Here is an 18,222-nt window from a genome sequence, read left to right as displayed (position 1 = left end):
CGGCCGGGCAAGGGCTGGATCTATGCTCGAGCCACTCACAACCGACAACAACAATGAGGTATGCCATGCGTGAAGTGGTGATCGTCGATAGCGTGCGGACCGGCCTGGCCAAGTCCTTTCGCGGCAAGTTCAACCAGACCCGTCCGGATGACATGGCCGCTCATTGCGTCAATGCGCTGCTGAGCCGCAACGGTATCGACCCGGCCAGCGTCGAGGACTGCATCGTCGGCGCCGGTTCCAACGAAGGCGCCCAGGGCTACAACATCGGGCGCAACGTCGCGGTGCTGTCGCGCCTGGGCACCGGTACTGCGGGCATGACCCTCAACCGTTTCTGTTCGTCCGGCCTGCAGGCGATCGCCATCGCCGCCAACCAGATCGCTTCCGGTTGCAGTGAGATCATTGTCGCCGGCGGGGTCGAGTCCATCAGCCTGACGATGAAAAGCGTCAACACCGACAACCTGATCAACCCGCTGCTCAAGGAACAGGTGCCGGGCATCTATTTCCCCATGGGCCAGACCGCCGAGGTGGTGGCCCGGCGTTACAACGTGAGCCGCGAGGAGCAGGACCTGTATGCCCTGCAAAGCCAGCAGCGCACCGCGGCGGCCCAGGCGGCCGGGCTGTTCGACGACGAGATTGTGGCGATGGCAGTGAAGTACCGGGTCGAGGACAAGAACAGCGGCCAGGTGCAGATTCTCGACGGCGTGGTCGATCGCGATGATTGCAACCGCCCGGACACCACCCTGGAAAGCCTGGCCGGTTTGAAACCGGTGTTCGCCGAAGACGGCTCGGTGACTGCGGGCAACTCCTCGCAACTGTCCGATGGCGCCTCCATGACCCTGGTCATGAGCCTGGAGCGGGCCCTGGCGCTGGGGCTCAAGCCCAAGGCGTTCTTCCGCGGCTTCACCGTGGCCGGTTGCGAGCCGGACGAAATGGGCATCGGTCCGGTGTTCTCGGTACCCAAGCTACTCAAGGCCAAGGGTCTGCAAGTGGACGACATCGACCTCTGGGAGTTGAACGAGGCCTTCGCGTCGCAATGCCTGTACAGCCGCAACCGGCTGCAGATCGACAACGCCAGGTACAACGTCAACGGCGGCTCGATCTCCATCGGCCACCCGTTCGGCATGACCGGTTCGCGCCAGGTCGGCCATCTGGTGCGGGAACTGCAACGGCGCAACCTGCGCTACGGCATCGTCACCATGTGCGTCGGCGGTGGCATGGGCGCGACCGGGTTGTTCGAAGCGGTGCGCTAAGCCCGTCAGGCGGGGGCGGATCTGTCTGCCTTACGAACCTATCGCGGGCAAGCCTCGCGCCTACAGGACGGTGGTGTTTCTGCAGGTGCGAGACTTGCCCGCGATGTTTTTGCGACCTGCACAGTCCTGTTTACGTTCCCCCTCCAACTGTCTCTGTGTAAGTCACAGCTCCGGGCCTAGAATGCGGGCTCTCTCCATCAGGCTTTTGGGGGTTGCATGCACATCTCGTCCGGTCGCTGGGTCTACGGCTTGTTCCTCGCACTGCTGACGGCGCTGCTGTGGGGCATCCTGCCGATCAAGCTCAAGCAAGTGTTGCTGGTGATGGACCCGGTGACCGTGACCTGGTTTCGCCTGTTGGTGTCCGGTGGTTTCCTGCTGGTCTACCTGGCGGCGGTCAAGCGTTTGCCCAGCTGGCGGGTACTCGGGCCGCGCGGCGGCTGGCTGGTGCTGATGGCGGTCTGCGGGCTGGTGGGCAACTACGTGCTGTACCTGATGGGGCTGAACCTGTTGAGCCCCGGCACCGCGCAACTGGTGGTGCAGATGGGGCCGATCCTGCTGCTGATCGCCAGCCTGTTTGTGTTCAAGGAGCGTTTCAGCCTGGGGCAGGGGATTGGCCTGGCGGTGCTGCTGATCGGTTTCGGGCTGTTTTTCAATCAGCGCCTGACCGAGCTGCTGACGTCCTTGAGCAACTACACCGCCGGGGTGCTGACGGTGCTCGCCGCCTCGGCGGTCTGGACCTTCTACGCCCTGGGCCAGAAGCAATTGCTGACGGTGTGGAATTCCTTGCAGGTGATGATGGTGATCTACCTGTTCTGCGCGCTGTTGCTCACGCCGTGGGCCCATCCTCTCGAAGCGCTTGAATTGAGTCCGCTGCAAGGCTGGCTGTTGCTGGCCTGCTGCCTGAATACCCTGATCGCCTACGGTGCCTTCGCCGAAGCGCTGGCCCATTGGGAAGCGTCGCGGGTCAGCGCCACGCTGGCGATCACGCCCTTGGTGACCTTCGCTGCAGTGGCGGTGGCGGCCTGGTTGTGGCCCGAATATGTGCATGCCGAACAGATCAACGGCCTGGGGTATGGCGGGGCGGTGCTGGTGGTGCTGGGGTCGGCCTTGACGGCCCTGGGGCCTTCGCTGATGGCCGGGCTCAAGGCGCGGCGGGGACGTATGGAAGTGCCGCAGAGCTAGGGCGCGTTATCGTCGATCGCGGGCAAGCCTCGCTCCTACGGAAGCAGGAGCGAGGCTGATTTGCAGCTGGCGATCAGCCCTGCTTGCCAGCCTCCAGCATGTTTTCCGGACGCACCCAGGCATCGAACTCTTCGTCCGTCAGGTAACCCAACTCCAGGGCCGCTTCACGCAAGGTGCGGTTCTCGGCATAGGCCTTCTTGGCGATCTCGGCGGACTTGTCGTAGCCGATATGGGTGTTGAGTGCGGTGACCAGCATCAGCCCGCGTTCCAGATGGTCGGCCATCTGCACCGGGTCGGGCTCCAGGCCGGCGATGCAGTGCTGCTGGAAGTTGCTGCAGCCGTCGGCGAGCAGGCGCACCGATTGCAGCAGGTTGTGGATGATCACCGGCTTGAACACGTTCAGTTGCAGGTGGCCCTGGCTGGCGGCGAAGCCGATGGCCACGTCGTTGCCCATCACCTGGCAGGCCAGCATCGACAGGGCTTCGCACTGGGTCGGGTTGACCTTGCCCGGCATGATCGAGCTGCCCGGTTCGTTGGCCGGCAGCCTGACCTCGGCCAGCCCGGCCCGTGGTCCGGAGCCCAGCAGGCGCAGGTCGTTGGCGATTTTCATCAGGCACACCGCCAGGGTCTTCAGGGCGCCGGAGAGGGTGGTCAGGGGTTCGTGGCCGGCAAGGGCGGCGAACTTGTTCGGCGCGGTGACAAACGGCAGGCCGGACAAGGCCGCCAGCTCGGCGGCGATCGCCTCGCCGAAACCATGGGGCGAGTTCAGCCCGGTGCCGACGGCGGTACCGCCCTGGGCCAGCTCACAGACCGCCGGCAGGGCCGCGCGAATGGCGCGCTCGGCGTAGTCCAGTTGGGCGATGAAGGCCGACAGCTCCTGGCCGAAGGTGATGGGCGTGGCATCCATCATGTGGGTGCGCCCGGTTTTCACCAGCTTCATATGCCGTGCCGCGAGTTCGGCCAGGCCACCGGACAGTTCGGCGATCGAGGGCAACAGATGCTGCTGCACCGCCTGGGCCGCGGCGATGTGCATTGCCGTGGGGAAGCAGTCGTTGGAGCTTTGCGAGCGATTCACATGGTCGTTGGGGTGCACCGGGCTCTTGCCGCCGCGCGGGTTGCCGGCCAGTTCGTTGGCGCGACCGGCGATCACCTCGTTGACGTTCATGTTGCTCTGGGTGCCGCTGCCGGTCTGCCAGACCACCAGTGGGAACTGGTCGTCATGCTGGCCATCCAGCACCTCGTCGGCGGCCTGTTCGATCAGGCGGGCGATGTCGGCCGGCAGATCGCCGTTGCGGTCGTTGACCCGGGCCGCGGCCTTCTTGATCAACGCCAGGGCATGCAGGACCGACAGCGGCATGCGCTCGTTGCCGATGGCGAAGTTGATCAGCGAACGCTGGGTCTGGGCGCCCCAATAGGCTTCGTCCGGGACTTCAACCTGGCCAAGGCTGTCGGTTTCGATTCGACTCATCGTGCTCACTCCTGTAGGTCTGATTGCGCAGTTTAGGCCGTGATCCACCGCCTGGGTTCCATAAAGCGCCTTTTGTGTCATTTGGTCGAGCAAATGCAGGCACCACAAGGCTTGGGGTTGAGCGACAGAGTTTTTTAGGCGCAGAATGGTCGCCCTTGGGGTTATACCTCGCCTGCTAGAAAAGGAAACTCGATGACTCGTCTTCGTGCCATCTGTACCGCGGTTGCTCTGGTTTGCGCCAGCGGCCAGGTGCTTGCCGATACCGCCAGCCACAACGCCAGTGCCGAAGCTTTCCTGACCCTGGCGCACGCTGACAAGCTGGGCACTCCGGTGTACATGCAAGTGCAGCAAATGTTCGCTCAGCGTTTTGAACAGACCAAAGCCCCAGAGTCGAAAAAAGCCGTGCTGGAAACCTACCAGGCCAAGGCCAACGCCGCCCTGGACCAGGCCATCGGCTGGAACAAGCTGAAGCCGGACATGGTCAAGCTCTACACCAGCAACTTCAGCGAATCCGAGCTCAAGGACCTGGTGGCGTTCTACCAGTCGCCGCTGGGCAAGAAAGTCCTGGAAAAAATGCCGCAGCTGACCCAGCAATCGGCCCAGATGACCCAGGCCAAGCTGGAAAGCGCGGTACCGGTAGTCAACAAGCTGCTGGCCGACATGACCGCCGAACTCGAGCCTAAGGCCGCACCGGCGAAGAAGAAGTAAGCGGAGCCAGGAATGACCATGCAACAACGTATCGAATCGGCACTGGGCGCATTGCAGCCTGAACATTTGCAGGTGCTGGATGAAAGCCACATGCACAGCCGCGGCCTGGAGACCCACTTCAAGGCCGTGCTGGTCAGCGAGCAGTTTGCCGGGCTCAACAGCGTCAAGCGTCACCAGAAGGTCTACGCGACCCTGGGCGAGCTGATGGGCCAGTTTCATGCGTTGGCGCTGCATACCTACACGCCAGAGGAATGGGCGAAGATTGGCGTGGCCCCGGCCTCGCCGACCTGCGCTGGCGGCAGCAAGCATTAACCACAGGTTTTTTGCTAGAATCCGCAACGCGCCGCTCAGTCGGCGCGTTTTTTTTGCATCCGGTTCACCCTTTACGAGGGTAGCCACCTGGAGAATTACCCATGACACAACCTATTGTCGTGGCGGCACTGTATAAGTTCGTCACCCTCGAAGATTATGTTTCCCTGCGCGAACCGCTGCTCAACGCGATGCTCGACAACGGCATCAAGGGCACCCTGCTGATCGCCGAAGAAGGCATCAACGGCACCGTTTCCGGCAGCCGCGAAGGCATCGACGGGCTGCTGGCCTGGCTCAAGAACGACCCGCGCATGGTCGACATCGATCACAAGGAATCGTACTGCGACGAGCAGCCGTTCTACCGCACCAAGGTCAAGCTCAAGAAAGAGATCGTGACCCTGGGCGTGCCCGGCGTCGACCCGAACAAGAAGGTCGGTACCTATGTCGAACCGCAGGACTGGAACGCGCTGATCAGCGATCCGGAAGTGCTGCTGATCGACACCCGTAACGACTACGAGGTTTCGATCGGCACCTTCGAAGGCGCCATCGACCCGAAGACCACCAGTTTTCGCGAATTCCCCGACTACATCAAAGCCAACTTCGACCCGAGCAAGCACAAGAAAGTCGCGATGTTCTGCACCGGCGGCATTCGTTGCGAGAAAGCTTCGAGCTACATGCTCAGCGAAGGCTTCGGCGAGGTCTTCCACCTCAAGGGCGGCATCCTCAAGTACCTCGAAGAGGTGCCGCAGCAAGAGAGTAAATGGCAGGGCGACTGCTTCGTCTTCGATAATCGGGTGACCGTGCGTCACGACCTCAGCGAAGGCGACTACGATCAATGTCATGCCTGCCGCACGCCGGTAAGCGTCGAGGATCGCGCCAGCGAGCACTATGTGCCGGGTATCAGTTGCCCGCACTGCTGGGACACGCTGAGCGAGAAAACCCGCCGCAGCGCCATCGACCGGCAGAAGCAGATTGAACTGGCCAAGGCTCGCAACATGCCGCATCCGATCGGTTACAACTACAAGCAATCTTCTTCCGAGGCCTGAGCCATGTCTGCCCGCCTGCTCTATGTGATGGACCCGATGTGTTCGTGGTGCTGGGGCTTCGCTCCAGTGGCCGAGGCCCTGGTCGAGCAGGCGCGGGCCGCGGGCGTCGAGTTGCATCTGGTGGTGGGCGGCCTGCGGACCGGCAGTGGCTCGGCACTGGAGCCGACCACCCGCCGCTATATCCTCGAGCACTGGCAGGCGGTCACCGAGGCCACCGGCCAGCCGTTCAAGTTCGAGAGCGCCTTGCCCGACGGTTTTGTCTATGACACCGAGCCTGCGTGCCGCGCCATCGTCACGGCGCGCAGCCTGGCGCCGGATTGCGCCTGGAAACTTTTGCGGCTGATCCAGCGGGCTTTTTACGTCGAAGGCCGGGATGTCACTCGCGCCAGCGTTCTGGTGGAACTGGCCGAGGAAGCGGGCGTACCGCGCATCGAGTTCGCCGAGGCGTTCGATCGCGCCGAGCAGCATGCCGCGACCGCCGCCGATTTCACCTGGGTCCAGGACCTGGGGATCGCGGGTTTCCCGACGATGCTGGCCGAGCGCAATGGCCAGCTGGCCTTGTTGACCAATGGCTACCAGCCCCTGAGTGAGCTGTCTCCACTGCTCGGCCGCTGGCTGGAGCGTGCCGCCTGTGCGTGATCCACAAGCGCCGGAACCCGTCGATCGCCTGAGCTGGGCGCAAGTCCGCCGGCTGGCACTGCAGCATAAAAAAGCCCTGTGGATCGCCAATGGCGTGGCCGTCCTGGCGACGCTGTGCAGCGTGCCTATCCCGTTGCTGCTGCCGCTGTTGGTGGACGAAGTGCTGCTGGGGCATGGCGATGCCGCGCTGAAGGTGATGAACCACGCCTTGCCCGCGGGCTGGCAGAGCGCCGCCGGCTACATCGGCCTGATGTTGCTGATCACCCTGATGCTGCGTTGCTCGGCGCTGCTGTTCAACGTGCTGCAGGCCCGGTTGTTTGCCGGGTTGGCCAAGGACATTGTCTATCGCATCCGCCTGCGGCTGATCGAGCGCCTCAAGCGCATTTCCCTGGGCGAATATGAAAGCCTGGGCAGCGGTACGGTGACGACTCACCTGGTCACCGACCTCGACACCCTCGACAAGTTTGTCGGCGAAACCCTCAGCCGTTTTCTGGTGGCCATGCTCACGCTGGTGGGCACCGCGGGCATCCTGATGTGGATGCATTGGCAACTGGCGCTGCTGATCCTGTTGTTCAATCCCCTGGTGATCTACGCCACGGTGCAGTTGGGCAAGCGGGTCAAGCACCTGAAAAAGCTCGAGAACGACAGCACCTCGCGTTTCACCCAGGCCCTGACCGAAACCCTGGATGCGATCCAGGAAGTCCGCGCGGGCAACCGCCAGGGCTTTTTCCTCGGCCGTCTTGGTCGGCGTGCCCAGGATGTGCGGGACTACGCGGTGGCTTCGCAATGGAAGAGCGATGCCTCCAATCGCGCCAGCGGGCTGCTGTTCCAGTTCGGTATCGATATCTTCCGTGCGGCGGCCATGCTCACCGTGCTGTTTTCCGATCTGTCCATCGGCCAGATGCTGGCCGTATTCAGCTACCTGTGGTTCATGATCGGCCCGGTGGAACAACTGCTGAACCTGCAGTACGCCTACTATGCCGCCGGTGGCGCGTTGTCGCGTATCAACGAGCTGCTGTCGCGGGCCGACGAGCCGCAGTATGCCGGCGGTGTCGACCCGTTCCAGGGGCGCGAGACCGTGGGTATCGAAGTCAGCGGCCTGAGTTTCGGTTACGGCGACGAACTGGTGCTGGACCAAATGAACCTGTCGATCGAGCCGGGGGAGAAGGTGGCGATCGTCGGCGCCAGCGGCGGCGGCAAAAGTACCCTGGTGCAGCTGTTGCTGGGGCTCTACACACCGCAGGCGGGCGTGATTCGTTTTGGCGGCAAGACCCAGCAGGAAATCGGCCTGGAAACCCTGCGGGAAAACGTGGCGGTGGTGTTGCAGCATCCGGCGCTGTTCAACGACAGCATCCGCGCCAACCTGACCATGGGCCGCGAGCGCAGCGACGAAGCCTGTTGGCGGGCGTTGGAAATTGCCCAGCTGGACTCGACGGTCCGCGCCCTGGCCAACGGCCTGGACAGTGTGGTTGGCCGTTCCGGCGTGCGTCTGTCTGGCGGGCAGCGCCAGCGCCTGGCAATCGCGCGGATGGTCCTGGCCGAACCCAAGGTGGTGATCCTCGACGAAGCCACCTCCGCGCTGGACGCCGCCACCGAGTACAACCTGCACCAGGCGCTGACGCGTTTCCTCCACGGCCGGACCACGCTGATCATTGCTCACCGCCTGTCCGCGGTAAAACAGGCGGATCGGGTTCTGGTGTTCGATGGCGGGCAGATTGCCGAAGATGGCGACCATCAGCAGCTAATTGCCGACGGCGGCCTTTACGCCAAGCTTTACGGGCATTTGCAGCAAGTCCAGCGACCTTGAGTTTTATCCGGTTTTCTGTGCTTAGTGCTTGAATTCTCTGGTGGAAATGACCCTCCTGGGACGCGGCCCTGTCGCGTCTCGACTGGCATCGTGCTTGAACGTCATGGCCTGTGCGTTCGAGGCGGCGGAAATTAGCCTAGTCTGTGCTGTCAGGAGCGGTATTTTCTCGGGTGTTCATCTGGCAGTGCTTATGCAAGGGACCTCATGAAGCAAAAGCGGACTCTCGGAACGCCACGGTTATTGGGCATCGTCTGGCCATTTATTGCGGTGGTGTTGTTTCAAGCGCTGTTGGGTGGCCTCAGCTTATATGTCCTTTCGGCGGTACGTGTTTACGTTGCCGGGGAGAGTCTTTGGTCCAAGGGCCAGAAGGACGCCATCTACTACCTCAATCTCTACGCCGACAGCCGCGACGAATCGATCTTTCTGAAGTACCAGAATGCTATTGCCGTGCCTCAGGGCGGGCATGAGCTGCGGGTCGCGCTGGATCAGCAACCGCCCGACCTGAATGCCGCGCGGGCGGGGATTCTCAAGGGGGGCAACCACCCTGACGACAGCGACAGCGTGATCTGGCTGTACCTGAACTTCCGCCATTTCAGCTACCTGGAAAAAGCCATCGACCTGTGGACCGTGGGCGACAGTTATCTGGTGCAGCTCGACAGCGTAGCCCATGAAATGCACCGCAGCATTACCAGCAACCAGGCCTCCGAAGCCGATATCCAGCGCTGGAAGAACCAGATTTTCGCCATCAACGATGGCGTGACGCCCGCTGCCAAGGCCTTTAGCGATGCTCTAGGCGAGGGTTCGCGGGTCATCCTGCGGCTGTTGCTGATCACCAACCTGGCCACCGCGCTGGGGCTGATTGTCCTGGCCTTGCTGCGCACCCATAAGCTGCTGGCCCAGCGTCATGAATTCGCCAGCGCCCTGCAGTTGGAAAAGGAACGGGCGCAGATCACCCTGCAATCCATTGGCGACGGTGTCATCACTACCGACGTGGACGGCGCCATCGCCTACATGAACCCGGCCGCCGAGGAAATGACCCACTGGAAGGCTGAACAGGCGGTGGGACTGCCGCTGGCGGCCTTGTTCAACCTGCTGGATGAAAATGCCCAGGCCGATGGCTTCACCCTGATCGAGCACATTCTCAGCGGTCAGCTCAGTGGTGGCAGCGAGCACTCGAAGCTGATCCAGCGCCTGGATGGCAGCACGGTGTCGGTGACCCTGGTCGGCGCGCCGATCCAGAATGCCGGCAAGGTCAGCGGTACGGTGCTGGTGCTGCACGACATGACCCAGGAGCGCCAGTACATCGCCAATCTGTCCTGGCAGGCGACCCACGACGCCTTGACCGGCCTGGCGAACCGTCGCGAGTTCGAATACCGCCTGGAGCAGGCATTGCACAGCCTGAGCCGGCAACCGGGGCGGCACGCCCTGATGTTCCTCGATCTGGACCAGTTCAAGCTGGTCAACGATACCTGCGGCCATGCGGCAGGGGACGAGTTGCTTCGGCATATCTGCGCCTTGCTCCAGTCGGGCCTGCGCGAGGGCGATACCCTGGCGCGCCTGGGGGGCGATGAGTTCGGCATCCTGCTGGAGAACTGCTCGCCGGAAGCGGCGGAAAAGATCGCCGAAGGCCTGCGCCAGACGGTGCAGAACCTGCATTTTGTCTGGAAAGGCCGGCCCTTCGTCACCACGGTCAGCATTGGCCTGGTGCATGTGGCGCAAACCCCGACCACCCTCGAAGCATCACTGCGGGCAGCGGACATGGCGTGCTACATGGCCAAGGAGAAAGGGCGCAACCGGGTCCAGGTCTATCACGCGGACGACTCGGAGCTGTCCCTGCGGTTCGGTGAAATGGCCTGGGTACAGCGCCTGCACATGGCCCTGGAGGAAAACCGCTTCTGTCTTTATGCCCAGGAAATAGCCGCCCTGGGTCATGTGGACCGGCTCGGCGGGCACATCGAGATTCTGCTGCGCCTGCACGACGAGGCCGGGCGGATGATCCTGCCCGACAGCTTTATCCCGGCCGCCGAGCGTTACGGTCTGATGACCTCCCTGGACCGTTGGGTGGTGGAGAATGTGTTCAAGATCATCGCCGAATGCATCCGCGAGGAGCGCGAAGGGCCCCTGGCGATGTGTGCGATCAATCTGTCGGGCGCGACCATCGGTGACGAGGCTTTCCTGGACTTCCTGCGCGAGCAGTTCATCGTCCACGGTGTGCCACCGGACCTGATTTGTTTTGAAATCACCGAGACCAGCGCTATCTCCAATCTCGGTAGTGCGATTCGATTTATCAACGAGCTCAAGGGCTTGGGCTGTCACTTTTCGTTGGATGACTTTTGTGCGGGAATGTCGTCATTCGCTTATCTCAAACATTTGCCTGTAGACTTCCTCAAGATCGATGGAAGTTTTGTAAAGGATATGCTGGACGACCCGATCAATCGCGCGATGGTCGAGGTGATCAACCATATCGGTCATGTGATGGGCAAGCGTACGATTGCCGAGTTTGTCGAAACACCGCAGATTGAGCAGGCATTGTTGGAGATTGGCGTGGATTACGCTCAGGGCTACCTGATCGAGCGCCCGCAACTCTTCACCTGCGACAGTCTGCAGTGCCGGCCTTCGCGACCACAGCCTCTGTTATTCAAGGCTCCTGGCACGTTCCGTTGAATCTCTCGCTGATCCGTACCATCACCATCAAAAGGAGCCCCGACAGTGATCGACGCATTCAACAGAACCGGTCCGCTCATGGACGCTGCAAGCTATCCGGCCTGGGCCCAGCAGCTGATCCAGAATTGCAGCGAGAGCAAGCGCCGCGTGGTCGACCACGAACTGTACCAGCGCATGCGCGACAACAAGCTCAGTAACAAAACCATGCGCCAGTACCTGATCGGCGGCTGGCCGGTTGTCGAGCAATTCGCCCTATACATGGCACAGAACCTGACCAAGACCCGCTTCGCCCGTCACCCCGGGGAAGACATGGCGCGGCGCTGGCTGATGCGCAATATCCGGGTCGAGCTCAATCATGCCGATTACTGGGTGAACTGGAGCCGCGCCCATGGCGTGAGCCTGGAAGATCTGCAGGCGCAGCAAGTCCCACCGGAGCTGCACGCCCTGAGTCATTGGTGTTGGCACACCAGCTCCGCCGACTCATTGATCGTGGCGATCGCTGCGACCAACTATGCAATCGAGGGGGCCACGGGGGAGTGGTCGGCGCTGGTCTGCTCCTCCGGCGTGTATGCGGCGGCCTTTCCCGAAGAAGAGCGCAAGCGGGCGATGAAGTGGCTGAAAATGCATGCCCAGTACGACGATGCGCATCCTTGGGAGGCGCTGGAAATCATCTGTACCCTGGCTGGCATGAAGCCGAGCAAAGCCTTGCAGGGCGAGCTGCGCCAGGCGATCTGCAAGAGTTATGACTACATGTACCTGTTCCTGGAGCGTTGCATGCAACAGGAAAAGACCCCGGCGGCCCGTGAGCGGATGGCGCTGGTCGAAGGTTGAATGGCGGCCTCCGATGGAGGCGGGGCCCCAGCCATTCTCTCAGCCGGCCATTGCCAGGCGGTTGCGGCCTTCGCGCTTGGCCACATACAACGCGCTGTCCGCACGGCGCAGCAGGCTCTCGGCTGATTCCCCCGGCAGCAGGGTCGAGCAACCCAGGCTGACCGTCAGCTCGATCAACTTGCCATCCGCCCAGTAGTCCTTGGCCTGGGCCGCCTGGCGCAGCCGTTCTCCCACCATGGCGGCGGCATCGCGGCCGGTATTGGACAGCAGGATCAGGAACTCCTCACCGCCAAAACGAAACACCATGTCGACGTTGCGCAACTGCGCCTTGATGGCCGCGGCAACAGCCTTGAGCACTTCATCGCCGGCGCTGTGGCCGTGGCTGTCGTTGATTCTCTTGAAGTGATCGATATCCAGCATCAGCAGCGACAGTGGGTGCAGGTGGCGGCGGGCCATTTCGATTTCCCGTTGCAGCGTCTGGTCCATGGCGATCCGGTTGCCGGTATCGGTCAAAGGGTCGCGCAGGGCGCTACGGGTCGCGGCCCGATAGAGCAGGGCGTTGCGCATCGGATAAAGCAGGGTGGACAGCAGGGACTCCAGATGGCCCTGTTCCTGGTCGCTGAAACGCTGATTGCGCCGAAATACCAGCTCGCCCATGGTCTCGCCTTCATGGCTCAGGCTGTAGCTGATGGAGTGGTGGCCGCGCTGGCCGAATTCCAGGCGCAGGTCGCTGGGCTTGTGCTGGTAAACCAGGGCATCCAGGGGCACAAGGCGTTGGGTTTCGCGGAAGAACAGGCCGAGAATGCGTTGCGGTTCCAGGCTGGTCTGTAATTGCAGGCTCAGTTGCTGGCGCAACTGGATAAGGCTGACCGGGCGTTGCAGGAGTGGTGACTGCTGGCCAAAGCCCAGGCGTTGCAATTTGGCGCTATCGAAGTCAATTGCGTTGGTCTGGGTCGGTATTTTCATATGGCGTGAGCCCCTGGGCACGTAATGCAGTCTTGCTGGCTGGGTGAGAGCGGCTCATGGCTGCACGTCATACTGTTCCATCAGTCCCGTAGGACAAGCGATCACAGTCTAATCCGCTTTACGGGCCGTTATAAGCCCCGACTCGATCGTCGCTGAGTTTCGCCAATACACTGCCTATTTGAGGGAGATGAGAGCGAAAGTCATGCCATTCGCTTCATCCGAGTAAAATGCTTTTGAATTCAGCGGGTTGGCTGACAGTGCCAAGGCTTGGTGTGGCGCAGGGTGGCATTTGTCTGGCGATGACAGGGTGGAAGACTGCCAGGAAAGGAGTGCCACGACGGTATTCCGCCGCGGCCAAAGAACGGATTACTGGGCGTCGAATGCCTGGCCGTTGATCCCGGTACTGTCCGGACCCATGAGGTACAGGTAGACCGGCATGATCTCCTCGGGGGCCGGGTTGTTGCTCGGGTTTTCCCCTGGATAGGCCTGGGCGCGCATGCTGGTGCGGGTGGCGCCCGGATTGACACTGTTGGCGCGCACCGGTGCGACACCGTCGACTTCGTCGGCCAGGGTTTGCATCAGGCCTTCGGTGGCGAACTTCGAAACGCCATAGGCACCCCAGTAGGCACGGCCCTTGCGGCCAACGCTGCTGGAGGTGAACACCACCGAGGCGTCCTGGGACAGCTTGAGCAGCGGCAGCAGGGTACTGGTCAGCATGAACATGGCGTTGACGTTGACTTGCATCACCCGCATGAAGTTCTCGCCCGACAGCTGTTCCAGCGGCGTGCGCGGACCAATGATCGAGGCATTGTGCAGCAGGCCATCGAGGTGACCGAACTCGGCTTCGACCATGGCGGCCAGCTCGTCGTACTGGTGCGGCAGGGCGGTTTCCAGGTTGAACGGAATCACCACCGGCTGAGGATGGCCGGCGGCTTCGATCTCGTCATAAACCTGGGTCAGGTTGGCTTCGGTCTTGCCCAGCAGCAATACGGTGGCGCCGTGGGCGGCGAAGGTCTTGGCGGCAGCGGCGCCGATGCCGCGGCCGGCGCCGGTAACCAGAATGACCCGATCCTTGAGCAGTTCGGGGCGGGCGGAATAATCAAACATAAAAACCTCGGGAAATCAGAAGCGAAAGCCTGGGCCGGTCAGCAGCTGCACAGCGCCTGGTCCAGGACCTGGCGCAGTTCCAGCGGATGGTCGACCACCACGTCGGCGCCCCAGTGCTTGGGATTGTCGTCCGGATGGATGTAACCGTAGGTCACGGCGGCGGTCCTGGTGCCTGCATCGCGGCCCGATTCGATGTCGCGCAGGTCGTCGCCGACGAACAGTACGCTGGCCGGGTCGAGGTCGAGCATCTTGCACGCCAGGATCAATGGTTCCGGATCGGGTTTGCTGTTCTTTACGTGATCCGGGCAGATCAGCAGGGCGGAACGTTCCGCCAGGCCCAACTGCTGCATGATTGGCTCGGCAAAGCGCACCGGCTTGTTGGTGACCACGCCCCAGAGCAGATTGGCCTTCTCGATATCGGCCAGCAGCTCGGCCATACCCTCGAACAGCTTGCTGTGCACTGCGCAATGCTTGAGGTAGCGCTCCAGAAACTCCAGGCGCAGCTCCTCGAAACCCGGAGATTCCGGGTCCATCGAGAAGGTCACGGCCACCATCGCCCGGGCGCCACCGGAGATTTCGTCACGGATATGTTTGTCCGCGATTGGCGCCAGGCCTCGGTCGGCGCGCATGGCCTGGCAGATGGCGATGAAGTCCGGCGCAGTGTCGAGCAGGGTGCCGTCCATGTCGAAGAGAACTGCTCTGATACGCATGGGCTTATTCCTCCCGCAGGGTCTGGATCATGTAGTTGACGTCGACGTCGGCGGCCAGCTTGTAGTGCTTGGTCAGCGGGTTGTAGGTCAGGCCGATGATGTCCTTGACGGTCAGGCCGGCGTCACGGCTCCAGGCGCCCAGTTCGGAAGGCCGGATGAATTTCTTGAAGTCATGGGTGCCGCGCGGCAGCAGCTTCATGATGTATTCGGCGCCGATGATGGCGAACAGATAGGCCTTCGGATTGCGATTGATGGTGGAGAAGAACACCTGGCCGCCGGGCTTGACCATGCGAAAGCACGCTCGGATCACCGAGGACGGGTCTGGTACGTGCTCGAGCATTTCCAGGCAGGTGACGACGTCGAACTGCTCGGGCATTTCCTCGGCCAGGGCTTCGGCGGTGATCTGCCGGTATTCGACGTTCACCCCTGACTCCAGTTGATGCAGCTGTGCCACTGCCAGCGGGGCCTCGCCCATGTCGATGCCGGTTACCGTGGCGCCGCGCTGGGCCATGGCTTCGCTGAGGATGCCGCCGCCGCAACCGACGTCGAGGACTTTCTTGCCGGCCAGGTTGACGCGTTCGTCAATCCAATTGACCCGCAGTGGGTTGATATCGTGCAGCGGTTTGAATTCGCTCTCGCGGTCCCACCAGCGATGGGCGAGGGCTTCGAATTTGGCGATTTCGGCGTGGTCGACGTTACTCATGGGTAATCCTCTGAATCTGGAAAATTCTGGCTGTCGGTCTCGAGCCAGGGCTCGAGGGTTCCTGCTATTCGGTATGGCCGCTGATACGCCGGCCCCAGGCTGTCGCCGTGGCGTGCAGCTGTTGTTCGTCCAGGCGCGTCAGGCGCCGGTCGTCGAGCAATTGCTTGCCGGCGACCCAAAGGTGTTTCACGCAATCGCGGCCGGTGGCATATATAAGCTGCGAAACCGGGTCATAGATCGGTTGCTGCGCCAGGCCGGACAGGTCGAAGGCCACCAGGTCCGCGGCCTTGCCGAGTTCCAGCGAGCCGATCTCGCTCTCCAGGCCCAGGGCCCGCGCGCCGTTGAGGGTGGCCATGCGCAGCGCCTGGTGGGCATTCAGGGCGGTGGCCGAGCCTGCCACGGCCTTGGCCAGCAGTGCGGCGGTGCGGATTTCGCCGAGCAGGTCCAGGTCGTTGTTGCTGGCGGCCCCGTCGGTGCCTACCGCGACATTGACGCCAGCCTGCCACAGCCGTTCCACCGGGCAGAAGCCGCTGGCCAGTTTCAGGTTCGACTCCGGGCAATGAATGACATTGCTATTGGTTTCTACCAGCAAAGCCAGGTCGTCATCGCTGATTTGGGTCATGTGTACGGCCTGGAAGCGCGGCCCGAGCAGTCCCAGTCGCGCCAGGCGGGCCAGGGGCCGCTCGCCGTGCCGGGCGACGGCCTGTTCCACCTCGAAGGCGGTTTCATGGACATGCATATGAATGGAGGCATCGAGTTCTTCGGCAATGATCCGGATCTTCTCCAGGTTTTCGTCGCCGACCGTGTAGGGCGCGTGGGGGCCGAAGGTGATCTTGATGCGCGGATGATGCTTGAGATCGCTGAACAGCTCGACGCCCTGGCGGATGGCCTCGTCGGCGCTGTGGGCGCCCGGAATCGGAAAGTCGAGGACCGGAATGGCGATCTGCGCCCGAATGCCGCTGTTGTGCACGCGCTCGCTGGCAACCTTCGGAAAGAAGTACATGTCGGAAAAGCAGCTGATGCCGCCTTTGAGCTGTTCGGCGATGGCCAGGTCGGTACCGTCGCGGACGAAGGCTTCATCGACCCATTTGGCTTCGGCGGGCCAGATGTGGTTCTCCAGCCAGGTCATCAATGGCAGATCGTCGGCCAGGCCGCGGAACAGGGTCATCGCCGCGTGGCCGTGGGCGTTGATCAGGCCAGGGCTGAGCAGCATGCCCGGCAACTCGCGGACCTCGGCCGCCTGCAGCTTCAAGGCCGCGGTGCGCGGGCCGATGAACACGATGCGGCCGTCGCGGATACCCAGGCCGTGCTCCTTGAGCACCACGCCGGCCGGTTCAACAGGCACCAGCCAGGTCGGCAACAGGAGTAGGTCGAGCGCAACGACAGGGTTCGGCATCGAAGATCGGTTCCAGGGCGTTTGTGGAGGATGGCGAAGTATACCCGAGCGTCTTCGCCGGGGGCTCGCTATAATCGGCCGCTTTTGTTCATGAGTGCGGGGTGAGGGATGCGCGATCGACTGTTGGCAGCGGAGAAGGTGAAGGCCATCGATTGGCGGGATGACGCCCTGTATCTGCTCGATCAGCGTATTTTGCCCTTCGAAGAAAACTGGATCGCCTACACCAGTGCAGCCGGCGTCGCACAGGCCATTCGCGAAATGGTAGTGCGTGGCGCGCCGGCGATCGGTATCAGTGCCGCGTATGGCGTGGTCCTGGCGGCGCGCGCGCGTTTTGCCGCCGGCGGTGACTGGCAGGCGGCGATGGAAGAAGACTTCGCTCTGCTCGCCGATTCGCGCCCGACCGCGGTCAATCTGTTCTGGGCGCTGAACCGCATGCGTGAACGCCTGGAGCGCCTCAAGGGCCACGTCGACCCGCTGGCGGTGCTGGAGGCGGAAGCCCTGGCCATTCATGAAAGCGACCGCGAAGCCAACCTGACCATGGCCCAGCTGGGTGTCGACCTGATTCGCCGGCATCAGGGCAATGCCCAGGCCATCCTGACCCACTGCAACACCGGCGCCCTGGCGACTGGCGGCTTCGGAACGGCCCTGGGGGTGATTCGCGGGGCCTTTATCGAAGGTATGGTCGAGCGGGTGTATGCCAATGAAACCCGTCCCTGGCTGCAAGGCTCGCGGCTGACTGCCTGGGAGCTGGCCAACGAAGGCATCCCGGTGACCCTGAATGCCGACTCCGCTGCCGCGCACATCATGAAAACCAAGGGCGTGACCTGGGTGATCGTTGGCGCCGACCGCATTACCGCCAATGGCGATGTGGCGAACAAGATCGGCACCTATCAGCTGGCGGTCAATGCAATGCACCACGGCGTGCGTTTCATGGTGGTCGCACCGAGTTCGACCATCGACATGGCCCTGGCCAGTGGCGAAGACATTCCGATCGAGGAGCGTGATGGCAAGGAGCTGCTCGAGGTCGGCGGTAAGCGGGTAGGGGCGGATGTGGAGGCCTACAACCCGGTATTCGACGTCACCCCGGCGGACCTGATCGACGCCATCGTCACCGAGAAAGGCATAGTCGAGCGTCCCGACACCGCGAAAATGGCCCAATTGATGTGCCGCAAGCGCTTGCACTGAGATCGTTTTGCAAAAGGTTTCGCTGACGGCTGCCGTGGGGTGGTCGTCAGTCCGGGAAAAAATCCGCATTTACGCGCGAATTCAGCCTCTGAGCTTCTCTCGTCTCTTATCAGCCTGTCACCGGTCAACTAACTATGCTCCATGCGCATCAGGGGGATAGGTGCGTGGCGGCGATTGTGATAACATCCGGCGGTTTCCAAGGTGGTCCGAAGTGACCGCCTTCACTGCGCAAATCCATGGCATAACTTGTT

16 protein-coding genes are annotated in these 18,222 nt (G+C 62.4%); 10 read left to right on the top strand and 6 right to left on the bottom strand.

Going from position 1 to position 18,222, the window contains the following annotated elements:
- The first annotated feature begins 65 nt into the window (after positions 1-65).
- Together BM019_RS00930 and BM019_RS00925 are read left to right on the top strand one after the other, a co-directional pair.
- Complete coding sequence (locus BM019_RS00930; protein ID WP_092417403.1) at positions 66-1,250, top strand: thiolase family protein; 1,185 nt, start codon at positions 66-68, stop codon at positions 1,248-1,250.
- A 216-nt stretch (positions 1,251-1,466) separates the two neighbouring features.
- The gene (locus tag BM019_RS00925) at positions 1,467-2,432 is read left to right on the top strand and encodes a DMT family transporter (RefSeq protein WP_092417402.1); all 966 of its coding nucleotides are present in this window, start codon (positions 1,467-1,469) and stop codon (positions 2,430-2,432) included.
- Positions 2,433-2,505: 73 nt separating this feature from the next.
- On the opposite strand, the gene BM019_RS00920 is transcribed toward BM019_RS00925, so the two are convergent.
- Positions 2,506-3,900, bottom strand: a complete 1,395-nt coding sequence (locus BM019_RS00920) for a class II fumarate hydratase (protein WP_009045025.1) — start codon at positions 3,898-3,900, stop codon at positions 2,506-2,508.
- Positions 3,901-4,092: 192 nt separating this feature from the next.
- On the opposite strand from BM019_RS00920, the gene BM019_RS00915 reads away from it, so the two are divergent.
- The 7 genes from BM019_RS00915 (at position 4,093) to BM019_RS00885 (ending at position 11,904) form a co-directional block, all read left to right on the top strand.
- Positions 4,093-4,608, top strand: a complete 516-nt coding sequence (locus BM019_RS00915) for a DUF2059 domain-containing protein (RefSeq protein WP_009045024.1) — start codon at positions 4,093-4,095, stop codon at positions 4,606-4,608.
- A gap of 12 nt (positions 4,609-4,620) precedes the next feature.
- Positions 4,621-4,920 carry a BolA family protein gene (locus BM019_RS00910; RefSeq protein ID WP_007932228.1) on the top strand — a complete coding sequence of 100 codons (300 nt, stop codon included), beginning with the start codon at positions 4,621-4,623 and terminating at the stop codon, positions 4,918-4,920.
- Between the two features lie 101 nt (positions 4,921-5,021).
- Complete coding sequence (locus BM019_RS00905; RefSeq protein ID WP_038577054.1) at positions 5,022-5,963, top strand: oxygen-dependent tRNA uridine(34) hydroxylase TrhO; 942 nt, start codon at positions 5,022-5,024, stop codon at positions 5,961-5,963.
- A gap of 36 nt (positions 5,964-5,999) precedes the next feature.
- Entirely contained in the window at positions 6,000-6,602 is a 603-nt protein-coding gene (locus BM019_RS00900) for a DsbA family protein (protein WP_175510574.1), read from the top strand.
- On the top strand, positions 6,595-8,409 hold the full coding sequence (locus BM019_RS00895; protein WP_009045020.1) for an ABC transporter ATP-binding protein: 1,815 nt from the start codon (positions 6,595-6,597) through the stop codon (positions 8,407-8,409). Before BM019_RS00900 ends, BM019_RS00895 begins: the two co-directional genes overlap by 8 nt.
- 204 nt (positions 8,410-8,613) lie before the next feature.
- Complete coding sequence (locus BM019_RS00890; protein WP_085531781.1) at positions 8,614-11,073, top strand: EAL domain-containing protein; 2,460 nt, start codon at positions 8,614-8,616, stop codon at positions 11,071-11,073.
- A gap of 45 nt (positions 11,074-11,118) precedes the next feature.
- Positions 11,119-11,904 (top strand): iron-containing redox enzyme family protein, encoded by a 786-nt coding sequence (locus BM019_RS00885; RefSeq protein ID WP_092417400.1) that lies wholly within the window; start codon positions 11,119-11,121, stop codon positions 11,902-11,904.
- 39 nt (positions 11,905-11,943) lie between these two features.
- Here BM019_RS00885 and BM019_RS00880 read toward each other — a convergent pair whose 3' ends face one another.
- The 5 genes from BM019_RS00880 to BM019_RS00860 form a co-directional block, all read right to left on the bottom strand.
- Complete coding sequence (locus tag BM019_RS00880; protein WP_092417399.1) at positions 11,944-12,870, bottom strand: GGDEF domain-containing protein; 927 nt, start codon at positions 12,868-12,870, stop codon at positions 11,944-11,946.
- A gap of 366 nt (positions 12,871-13,236) precedes the next feature.
- The gene (locus tag BM019_RS00875; RefSeq protein WP_007932214.1) at positions 13,237-13,977 is read right to left on the bottom strand and encodes a YciK family oxidoreductase; all 741 of its coding nucleotides are present in this window, start codon (positions 13,975-13,977) and stop codon (positions 13,237-13,239) included.
- 38 nt (positions 13,978-14,015) lie between these two features.
- Entirely contained in the window at positions 14,016-14,687 is a 672-nt protein-coding gene (gene mupP, locus BM019_RS00870; protein ID WP_092417398.1) for an N-acetylmuramic acid 6-phosphate phosphatase MupP, read from the bottom strand.
- A 4-nt stretch (positions 14,688-14,691) separates the two neighbouring features.
- Positions 14,692-15,390, bottom strand: a complete 699-nt coding sequence (gene ubiG / locus BM019_RS00865) for a bifunctional 2-polyprenyl-6-hydroxyphenol methylase/3-demethylubiquinol 3-O-methyltransferase UbiG (RefSeq protein ID WP_007932212.1) — start codon at positions 15,388-15,390, stop codon at positions 14,692-14,694.
- Between the two features lie 64 nt (positions 15,391-15,454).
- Positions 15,455-16,786, bottom strand: coding sequence for a TRZ/ATZ family hydrolase (locus BM019_RS00860; protein ID WP_092417397.1), 1,332 nt, complete (start codon positions 16,784-16,786; stop codon positions 15,455-15,457).
- A gap of 108 nt (positions 16,787-16,894) precedes the next feature.
- Between BM019_RS00860 and mtnA the strand changes: the two genes are divergently transcribed.
- On the top strand, positions 16,895-17,971 hold the full coding sequence (gene mtnA, locus BM019_RS00855; protein ID WP_092417396.1) for an S-methyl-5-thioribose-1-phosphate isomerase: 1,077 nt from the start codon (positions 16,895-16,897) through the stop codon (positions 17,969-17,971).
- The last annotated feature ends 251 nt before the right edge of the window (positions 17,972-18,222 follow it).

This window comes from Pseudomonas sp. NFPP07, assembly GCF_900115645.1.
Taxonomy (GTDB): domain Bacteria; phylum Pseudomonadota; class Gammaproteobacteria; order Pseudomonadales; family Pseudomonadaceae; genus Aquipseudomonas; species Aquipseudomonas chlororaphis.
The sequence above is the reverse complement of the archived record's forward strand: the minus strand, read 5'-3'. Positions and strand labels throughout refer to the sequence as shown.

What these genes read in the sequence shown, in the direction of transcription:
- BM019_RS00915 (WP_009045024.1), top strand. Translation starts at nt 4,093, where the DNA reads ATGACTCGTCTTCGTGCCATCTGTACCGCGGTTGCTCTGGTTTGCGCC.
- BM019_RS00930 (WP_092417403.1), top strand. Translation starts at nt 66, where the DNA reads ATGCGTGAAGTGGTGATCGTCGATAGCGTGCGGACCGGCCTGGCCAAG.
- BM019_RS00925 (WP_092417402.1), top strand. Translation starts at nt 1,467, where the DNA reads ATGCACATCTCGTCCGGTCGCTGGGTCTACGGCTTGTTCCTCGCACTG.
- BM019_RS00920 (WP_009045025.1), bottom strand. Translation starts at nt 3,900, where the DNA reads ATGAGTCGAATCGAAACCGACAGCCTTGGCCAGGTTGAAGTCCCGGAC.
- mtnA (WP_092417396.1), top strand. Translation starts at nt 16,895, where the DNA reads ATGCGCGATCGACTGTTGGCAGCGGAGAAGGTGAAGGCCATCGATTGG.
- BM019_RS00905 (WP_038577054.1), top strand. Translation starts at nt 5,022, where the DNA reads ATGACACAACCTATTGTCGTGGCGGCACTGTATAAGTTCGTCACCCTC.
- BM019_RS00875 (WP_007932214.1), bottom strand. Translation starts at nt 13,977, where the DNA reads ATGTTTGATTATTCCGCCCGCCCCGAACTGCTCAAGGATCGGGTCATT.
- BM019_RS00900 (WP_175510574.1), top strand. Translation starts at nt 6,000, where the DNA reads ATGTGTTCGTGGTGCTGGGGCTTCGCTCCAGTGGCCGAGGCCCTGGTC.
- BM019_RS00890 (WP_085531781.1), top strand. Translation starts at nt 8,614, where the DNA reads ATGAAGCAAAAGCGGACTCTCGGAACGCCACGGTTATTGGGCATCGTC.
- mupP (WP_092417398.1), bottom strand. Translation starts at nt 14,687, where the DNA reads ATGCGTATCAGAGCAGTTCTCTTCGACATGGACGGCACCCTGCTCGAC.
- BM019_RS00910 (WP_007932228.1), top strand. Translation starts at nt 4,621, where the DNA reads ATGACCATGCAACAACGTATCGAATCGGCACTGGGCGCATTGCAGCCT.
- BM019_RS00880 (WP_092417399.1), bottom strand. Translation starts at nt 12,870, where the DNA reads ATGAAAATACCGACCCAGACCAACGCAATTGACTTCGATAGCGCCAAA.
- ubiG (WP_007932212.1), bottom strand. Translation starts at nt 15,390, where the DNA reads ATGAGTAACGTCGACCACGCCGAAATCGCCAAATTCGAAGCCCTCGCC.
- BM019_RS00860 (WP_092417397.1), bottom strand. Translation starts at nt 16,786, where the DNA reads ATGCCGAACCCTGTCGTTGCGCTCGACCTACTCCTGTTGCCGACCTGG.